The sequence below is a fragment of the Burkholderia sp. Bp8998 genome (assembly GCF_003854235.1).
Lineage (GTDB): Bacteria > Pseudomonadota > Gammaproteobacteria > Burkholderiales > Burkholderiaceae > Burkholderia.
Genome location: NZ_QTQF01000021.1, coordinates 131389 through 139180, shown reverse-complemented (window position 1 = coordinate 139180; position 7792 = coordinate 131389). Strand labels below are relative to the sequence as shown.

6 protein-coding genes are annotated in these 7792 nt (G+C 64.5%); 1 reads left to right on the top strand and 5 read right to left on the bottom strand.

The genetic code is table 11. The features are described 5' to 3' along the window. Positions 1-988: 988 nt before the first annotated feature. The 5 genes from DIE06_RS21515 to DIE06_RS21495 form a co-directional block, all read right to left on the bottom strand. A complete protein-coding gene (locus DIE06_RS21515) occupies positions 989-1999 on the bottom strand; it encodes a HoxN/HupN/NixA family nickel/cobalt transporter (protein WP_260433670.1) in 1011 nt (336 codons plus the stop codon). A 172-nt stretch (positions 2000-2171) separates the two neighbouring features. After that, positions 2172-4283, bottom strand: a complete 2112-nt coding sequence (gene fusA / locus DIE06_RS21510; RefSeq protein WP_044845578.1) for an elongation factor G — start codon at positions 4281-4283, stop codon at positions 2172-2174. 217 nt (positions 4284-4500) lie between these two features. Beyond that, positions 4501-5001, bottom strand: a complete 501-nt coding sequence (locus tag DIE06_RS21505; protein ID WP_124616827.1) for a DUF192 domain-containing protein — start codon at positions 4999-5001, stop codon at positions 4501-4503. Positions 5002-5161: 160 nt separating this feature from the next. Then, positions 5162-5380 (bottom strand): hypothetical protein, encoded by a 219-nt coding sequence (locus tag DIE06_RS21500; RefSeq protein WP_124663067.1) that lies wholly within the window; start codon positions 5378-5380, stop codon positions 5162-5164. A gap of 288 nt (positions 5381-5668) precedes the next feature. Continuing rightward, the gene (locus DIE06_RS21495; protein ID WP_185733438.1) at positions 5669-6247 is read right to left on the bottom strand and encodes a pseudouridine synthase; all 579 of its coding nucleotides are present in this window, start codon (positions 6245-6247) and stop codon (positions 5669-5671) included. Positions 6248-6521: 274 nt separating this feature from the next. On the opposite strand from DIE06_RS21495, the gene icd reads away from it, so the two are divergent. After that, positions 6522-7778: an NADP-dependent isocitrate dehydrogenase gene (gene icd / locus DIE06_RS21490; RefSeq protein ID WP_006478026.1), complete on the top strand. Its 1257-nt coding sequence runs from the start codon at positions 6522-6524 to the stop codon at positions 7776-7778. Positions 7779-7792: the final 14 nt, after the last annotated feature.

Genomic DNA, 7792 nt, shown 5'->3' with positions numbered 1-7792 from the left:
ACTTCTGCCACCTCTCCGCATCAACCTCCTCCTTCACCACCGCGTCCCTCTACACCTCCACCAGATCCCCCGCCACCGGAAGAACCGCCACCGGAAGAACCACCACCGGAAGAACCACCACCGGAGGAACCACCACCGGAGGAACCACCACCGGAGGAACCACCACCGGAAGACCCGCCACCCGAACCCCCGTTGCCCGCTGCATTGCCGCCGCGGCCTGTGCCTCCCGAGCCGGTCGTACCGCCCGCCGAACCGCCGACCCCTGCGGGCCCGACGGCGCCGTTGCCGCTGTTTCCGCCGCTGCCCGGGCTGCCACCGCCGGTAGTCCCGCCGGCACCGTTGCCGGTGTTGCCACCGATACCGCCGCCGGCGTAGACGCGCACTGCGCAAGCGGCCGGGTTGGCCGCACATGACGATGCATTCTCGGCCAACATCATCACTGCGTTCGTGCCAGCGTCTGTACTTGTATTTGCATCTGCATTGGCCGCGCTGTCAGGCGCCGCGCTCTGCTCGACCTGGACCGGTGGGGGAGTGGAAGTGCCGTCAGCCGGCAGCGCAGTAACCGGACCGACGTCGGTCGTTTCCTGCGCGACGGCATACGAGCAGCAGCACGCAATCGCGGCTGCGGCCAGCAGGGTCATGCGATAGCACCGTCCCGTCGCACGGGACAGTTGTTTCGTTATGCTCATCATTGGCCTCCCGATGTGCGCGATGCCCCGCCACGCGCGCCCATCAACGTGTGATGCAGGGGGCCAGCAACGATGCATTGTCGTTTCGACAGCCGACGAATGTCGGACCGGCGTCGGAGGCCAGCCGCGAACACGAATCGGCACGCGGGCCCGCCGTGCGAATCCCTAACTGCGAGATTCGTGCCACCGGTCGGCTACGCCCGTGGCGCAAGGCGCGCACGTAGCGCGCGACAATGCCCGAAACGTCGTTGTGAGTTTTTTGGAGGTTTTTGTTTCTGAAATGAAACGTCTGACTACGGCTAGCGTGCAGTTGTGTCGGCAGCGCGCAGCCAGCGATGGCAGAGGATCGACGCGATCCAGGCGACGAGAAACAGCGCGACGATGCCGTAACCGATTGCGCCGAAGCGTTCGCCGAGCGCATCGAGCGCATCGCGTACGGGGCCCGTCAGCGATAGCTTGTCGGCGAGCAGGCCGGCGGCCTCGATCCCGCCGACCGCCAGCGCGACGGCCGCCGACAGCAGCGTGATGCTCGCGTTATAGAGCAGCTTGCGCCGCGGGTCGTCCATCGCCCATCCGTACGCATGAGTCATCAGCACGTTGTCGGTCGAGTCGATCAGCGTCATGCCGGCCGCGAACAGTGCGGGAAACAGCATGACCGCATGAACCGGCAGCGCGTGACTTGCCTGCGCGGCCGCGATCGCGAGCAGCGCGATTTCGGTTGCAGTATCGAAACCGAGGCCGAACAGCACGCCGACCGGATACATGTGCCAGCTTTTCGACACGAACCGGAACAGCGGGCGCAGCAGCCGCGGCACGAGGCCGCCCGCGCGATGCGTGTGCGCGGCGCCGTGAGCAGCATCCGGCGCGCCGCGATAGCGCCGCCACACGTTGCGCAGGATCACGAGATTCATGCACGCGAGCACGAGCAGGAAGGTGGCGGATACCGCCGTGCCGATCGTGCCGCCGATCTCGCGGAATGCGTCGAAGCGGTCGCGCAGCGCGAATGCGCTCAGCGCGATGCCGAGCGTCGCGGCGACCACGATCGTCGAGTGGCCGAGCGAGAAGAACAGGCCGACCGTCACCGGACGTTGGCCGTCCTGCATCAGCTTGCGCGTCGCGACGTCGATCGCGGCGATGTGATCGGCGTCGACCGCATGACGCAGCCCGAGCCCGTACGCGATCGCCGCGGTGCCGAGCAGCAGCGGATGGTCGCGCAACACGGCGAGCGCCCACAGCCAGGCGGCGACGTTCGCGGCGATCAGGCCGGCATACAGCATCAGCAGGCGGCGCAGGGCAGGGGTGGGCGACATCGGGGTATATCCATCTGACGTATCGAGATGCATTGTGTCATGCGAAAAATGCCCGGCGTGCCGATTGAAAGGGATACGGCGGCCGGCTCCGATCCGTCCGGCGGACGAAAAAAAAGCCCGTCCGGTTCCGGACGGGCTTCGACATGCCGCGGCAGGGCGCAATGCCCGGCGCTTACTTCACTTTCGCGTTGATCACGGCTTCCGACACGTTCGCCGGCGTTTCCGCGTAGTGCTTGAACTCCATCGTGTAGGTGGCGCGGCCCTGCGTTGCGGAGCGCAGCGACGTCGAATAGCCGAACATCTCGGCAAGCGGCACTTCGGCGCGCACCAGCTTGCCGCCGCCGCCCGCGATGTCCTCCATCCCCTGCACGATGCCGCGCCGGCTCGACAGGTCGCCCATCACGTTGCCCATGAAGTCCTCGGGCGTCTCGACCTCGACGGCCATCATCGGCTCGAGCAGCACCGGCTTCGCCTTGCGCATCGCTTCCTTGAACGCCATCGAGCCGGCCATCCGGAACGCGTTTTCGTTCGAGTCGACGTCGTGGTACGAGCCGAACGTCAGGTGCACCTTCACGTCGACGACCGGGTAGCCCGCGAGCACGCCGCTCTTCAGCGTTTCGGTGATGCCCTTGTCGACGGCCGGGATGAATTCGCGCGGAATCACGCCGCCCTTGATCTCGTCGAGGAACTCGTAGCCCTTGCCGGGGTTCGGCTCCAGCGTGATCACCGCATGCCCGTACTGGCCGCGCCCGCCCGACTGCTTGACGAACTTGCCTTCGACATCGGACGCCGTCGTGCGCACCGTTTCGCGATACGCGACCTGCGGCTTGCCGACCGTCGCCTCGACGCCGAACTCGCGCTTCATCCGGTCGACCAGGATTTCGAGGTGCAGCTCGCCCATCCCCGAGATGATCGTCTGGCCGGATTCCTCGTCGGTCTGCACGCGGAACGACGGATCCTCCTGCGCGAGACGGTTCAGCGCGAGGCCCATCTTTTCCTGGTCGGCCTTAGTCTTCGGCTCGACGGCCTGCGAGATCACCGGCTCCGGGAATTCCATCTTCTCGAGGATGATCGGCTTGGCCGGATCGCACAGCGTGTCGCCCGTCGTCGCTTCCTTCAAGCCGACCGCTGCCGCGATGTCGCCCGCGCGCACTTCCTTGATTTCCTTGCGCTCGTTCGCGTGCATCTGCAGGATTCGGCCGAGCCGCTCCTTCTTGTCCTTCGTCGCGTTCAGCACCGTGTCGCCCGATTCGACGACGCCCGAATACACGCGGAAGAAGATCAGCTGGCCGACGAACGGGTCGGTCATGATCTTGAACGCGAGCGACGAGAACGGCTCGTCGTCGCTCGGGTGACGTTCCGCGGGCTTTTCCGGATCGTGGAAGTCGTGGCCGAGGATGGCCGGCACGTCGACCGGCGACGGCAGGTAGTCGATCACCGCGTCGAGCATCGCCTGCACGCCCTTGTTCTTGAACGCGCTGCCGCACAGCATCGGCACGATCTCGTTCGCGATCGTGCGCTGGCGCAGCGCGGCCTTGATCTCGTCCTCGGTCAGCGATTCATGGTCGTGCAGGTACTTCTCGAGCAGTTCCTCGCTGGCTTCCGCTGCGGCCTCGACCATCTTCTCGCGCCATTCGTGCGCGAGCTCGACGAGATTCGCGGGGATGTCTTCGTACGTGAACTTCACGCCCTGGCTTTCGTCATCCCAGACGATCGCCTTCATCTTCACGAGATCGACGACACCCTGGAAATGATCTTCCGCACCGATCGGAATCTGGATCGGCACCGCGACGCCCTTCAGGCGCTCGCCGATCTGGCGCTGCACGCGGAAGAAGTCCGCGCCGATGCGGTCCATCTTGTTGACGAACGCGATGCGCGGCACCTTGTATTTGTTCGCCTGGCGCCACACGGTTTCGGACTGCGGCTGCACGCCGCCGACCGAGTCGTAGACCATGCACGCGCCGTCGAGCACGCGCATCGAGCGCTCGACCTCGATCGTGAAGTCGACGTGGCCCGGGGTGTCGATGATGTTGATCCGGTGTTCCGGATAGTTACCGGCCATGCCCTTCCAGAAGGCCGTGGTCGCAGCCGACGTGATCGTGATGCCGCGTTCCTGCTCCTGCTCCATCCAGTCCATCGTGGCCGCGCCGTCGTGCACTTCACCGATCTTGTGGCTCACGCCGGTATAAAACAGGATGCGCTCGGTCGTCGTGGTCTTGCCGGCATCGATGTGAGCGCTGATCCCGATGTTGCGATAGCGCTCGATGGGGGTTTTGCGGGGCACGTGAACCTCCTGGTGGTTCGGATCGTAAGCGGACCGGCTGCACCGGCCCGGGTTGGAACAAGCGAGATTTAAAGCATAGCGCTTGTCCGTGGCTTTTGCAGATGCGGGCAGCGTTTGCCGAATCAAGGCGGGCGCCGCCGCCGGCGGGCGAAAAAAAACCGGCGCGCATCGGGCGGCCGGCTTCGGTCGACGTGCGGCGGTGCCGCGGCATGCGTCGTTACTGGGGCTTGGGCAGCCCGTCGAGCTTCATGCCAGGCTTGATACCCTTCGCCGCGAACCAGCCCTTGCTCATTTCGAGCGCATAGACGCCGTTGTTGCGCGGGCAGTGGTTATCGGTCGTCTCGGCCTTCATCTCGTCGATGTCGGTGATCGTGCCGTCCGCGCGGATGAACGCGATCGACAGCGGGATCAGCGTGTTCTTCATCCAGAAGCAGTGCACGGCGTTCTCGTTGAACACGAACAGCATGCCTTCGTTCGGCGCGAGCTGCGACCGGTACATCAGCCCTTGTTCGCGGTCGGCGTCGTTCGCGGCGACGGCCGCGTCGATCACGTACATGCCGGCGCGCAGTTTCACGTGCGGGAACTCGCTCGGCTGTTTGGCGCCGGGCGGCATCTGCGCGTGGGCGGTCTGCATGCCGAGTGCGAGGACGGCGAGCGCGGCGGGAAACACGGCGGCGCGCGCAAGGCGGCCGAGCGACGAGCGCAGGGAGAATCGCACAGCAGGGCTCCTATCGGGAAAACGAGAACCGCATGGTACGCGAAGCGCGCAGGCGGGCACAAAAAAGAAAAAGGCAGATCGCCTCGCGGTGATCTGCCTTTCAACGCCGTAAGAACGGCAAGACTGCGTGTTCTTGACTGCGTTATTACAACCAGCTTGCTTAGTTCGAAGCAGCGGCCGGAGCTTCGGCTTCGCTTGCAGCCTTCTTGGCAGCGTGGTGCTTCTTCGCTGCGTGGTGCTTCTTGTGCATTGCCTTCTTAGCCGGTGCCGAAGCAGCTTCTGCCGGAGCAGCAGCCGAAGCAGCAGCCGGAGCCGAAGCTTGTGCGAAAGCAGCCGTTGCGAAGAGACCAGCGACCAGAGCGGCGATCAGTTTGTTCATGTTGTATTCCTCAGCTTTAGTTAATTAACCAAATGACCCGGCATAGGAGTCATGACGTCTAACGGTGCCATCCACCTTTCGGTTGACAGACGCTCCGAGAAATTTCTCATTGCGCTGCGGGCGCCGAATCGTATTCGAAGAAAACGTCGCTTTCGTGACGCAAACACGGAAATACCGGTTCGGCTGCCAATGCCGGATAGCTCAGGGTGGCATCTGCGTGGTTTAACGCGCGATCTTCGCCGGCGGTTGACGAAAAAGATGACGAAAAATTCGCGCGTCCCGAATTCGTCATTCGGCGCGCGCGAAACCGTCCCACGGCGCCCGCGGCGGCAGCGCGATTGTTTCGCCCGGTGCAATGCCGAGCGCGAATATGTCGAGTGCGCCGATGCCGACGCGCACGAGACGCAACGTGGGGAAGCCGATCGCGGCCGTCATCCGGCGTACCTGCCGATTCTTGCCTTCGGTGATCGCGAGTTCGATCCATGTGGTCGGGATCGCGGCGCGGTAGCGGATCGGCGGATTGCGCGGCCACAGCGTGTCGGGCGGTTCGATGAATTCGGCGCGGCACGGGCGCGTCACGTAGTCGCCGAGATCGACGCCGCGCGCGAGCGCCTTCATGTCGGTCGGGCCCGGCGCGCCGTCGACCTGCGCCCAGTAGCGCTTGACGAGCTTGTGGCGCGGCTCGGCGATGCGCGCCTGCAGCGCGCCGTCATCGGTGAGCAGCAGCAGGCCCTCGCTGTCCGCGTCGAGCCGGCCGGCCGGGTAGACGCCGGGCGTTTTTACCCAGTCGCCAAGCGACGGCCGCGTCTCGTGCGCGGAAAACTGGCAAATCGTGCCGAACGGCTTGTTGAGGGCGATCAGGGTCATGGCGGGGGCGTCCGCCCGGCGTGCCGCGGGGAAGCGGGGCGGGCGGTCTATGGCAAATGGCGGAATCTTAATGCATAATACGGAACGGCAAGTCATCTGTCTTATATAAGACATAAGGGAAGACTTGATACGCAGCGTCGCGCTTCGTGCCGCCGGCCCCGGTTGGGGCGCTAGAATAGCGGCTCGCTGTTGCCGTCACGAAGGTGGCAAGGCCACCTCGCCGCGCGCAGTTTCGACCAGCATCACCTGCTCAGCCACGTCACTGGAGTCGATCATGCCGTATCAGCACATCAAGGTTCCGGAGGGCGGTGACAAGATCACCGTCAACAAGGACTTCTCGCTCAACGTTTCCGATCAGCCGATCATTCCCTATATCGAAGGCGACGGTACGGGCTTCGATATCACGCCGGTCATGATCAAGGTCGTCGACGCGGCGGTCGCGCATGCCTACAAGGGCAAGCGCAAGATTCACTGGATGGAGATCTTCGCGGGCGAGAAGGCGACGAAGGTGTACGGTCCGGACGTGTGGCTGCCGGACGAAACGCTGCAGGTGCTGAAGGAATACGTGGTGTCGATCAAGGGGCCGCTGACGACCCCGGTCGGCGGCGGCATCCGTTCGCTGAACGTCGCGCTGCGCCAGGAACTCGACCTCTACGTGTGCCTGCGCCCGGTCCAGTATTTCAAGGGTGTGCCGTCGCCGGTGCGCGAGCCGCAAAAGATCGACATGGTGATCTTCCGCGAGAACTCGGAAGACATCTACGCGGGCATCGAATGGGCCGCGGGCTCCGAGCAGGCGAAGAAGGTCATCAAGTTCCTGCAGGACGAGATGGGTGTGAAGAAGATCCGCTTCCCCGAAACCTCGGGGATCGGCGTCAAGCCCGTGTCGACCGAAGGCACCGAGCGTCTCGTGCGCAAGGCGATCCAGTACGCGATCGACAACGATCGCAAGTCGGTCACGCTGGTGCACAAGGGCAACATCATGAAGTTCACGGAAGGCCTGTTCCGTGACGCCGGCTATGCGCTCGCCCAGAAGGAATTCGGCGGCGAGTTGATCGACGGCGGCCCGTGGATGCGCGTGAAGAACCCGAAGACGGGCAACGAGATCGTCATCAAGGATTCGATCGCCGACGCGTTCCTGCAGCAGATCCTGCTGCGTCCGGCCGAGTACGACGTGATCGCGACGCTGAACCTGAACGGCGACTACATCTCCGACGCGCTGGCCGCACAAGTCGGCGGCATCGGGATCGCGCCGGGCGCGAACCTGTCGGATTCGGTCGCGATGTTCGAGGCGACCCACGGCACCGCGCCGAAGTACGCGGGCAAGGATTACGTGAACCCCGGTTCCGAGATCCTGTCGGCGGAAATGATGCTGCGCCACCTCGGCTGGACGGAAGCGGCCGACACGATTATCGCCGCGATGGAAAAGTCGATCCTGCAGAAGCGCGTCACGTATGACTTCGCGCGCCTGATGGAAGGTGCGACGCAGGTGTCGTGCTCCGGCTTCGGCGAAGTGCTGATCGAGAACATGTAAGTCCCCTTCCGGGG